An 814-nucleotide genomic window follows, 5' to 3' on the forward strand; every position below is an offset into this window, starting at 1 on the left:
CGGCTATCGGCGCCTGCATGTTCTGCTCAGGCGGGAGGGCTATCTGGTCAACCACAAGAAACTGTTCCGGCTCTACCAGGAAGAGAGGCTCGCGGTCCGTCGCCGTGGTGGCCGCAAGCGGGCGCTCGGGACCAGGGCGCCGATGGTGGTGCCTATAGCGCCGAATGACCGCTGGTCGCTCGACTTCGTCTCGGACCAGCTCACCGATGGCCGCCGCTTCCGCATCCTGACCGTGGTCGACGAGTGCACGCGCGAATGCCTGGCGTTGATGGCCGACACCTCGCTGTCGGGCTCCCGGGTGGCGCGGGAGCTGGACCGGCTGATCATCGAGCGCGGCAAGCCCAAAATGGTGGTCAGCGACAACGGCACCGAATTGACCAGCAACGCCATCCTGACATGGGCCGATCAGAGCCGCGTCGCCTGGCATTACATCGCGCCCGGCAAGCCGACGCAGAATGCCTTCATCGAAAGCTTCAATGGCCGTCTCCGAGACGAATTGTTGAACGAGACGCTGTTCACGTCGCTGGCCCAGGCCCGGGTCGAACTCGGACATTGGCGGGCCGACTACAACGATACGCGACCTCACTCGCAACTCGGATGGAAAACACCATCGGAGTTTGCCTTCACCTGCAACCCGCGACGGGATCTGGCGCTGCGCTATGCCGATGGCTCCGCACCAGCTCCCGTCGCTACCACCGCCCATTCGGGTAAATCCAACAGCCGGGGCGAACTCAGGACTGGATAAAACTTGATGTGGTGGAACGGCCCGCTCCAACAGCATCAAAGTGCTAGAACGTGGTCGTTGTTCGAACGC

1 protein-coding gene is annotated in these 814 nt (G+C 63.0%); it reads left to right on the top strand.

The window, feature by feature from the left end; translation table 11 throughout:
• On the top strand, positions 1-745 hold a 745-nt coding region (locus IVA91_RS12640), incomplete at its 5' end, for an IS3 family transposase (RefSeq protein WP_247421783.1).
• Positions 746-814 lie beyond the last annotated feature (69 nt).

The organism is Bradyrhizobium sp. 153, assembly GCF_023073835.1.
GTDB lineage: Bacteria > Pseudomonadota > Alphaproteobacteria > Rhizobiales > Xanthobacteraceae > Bradyrhizobium.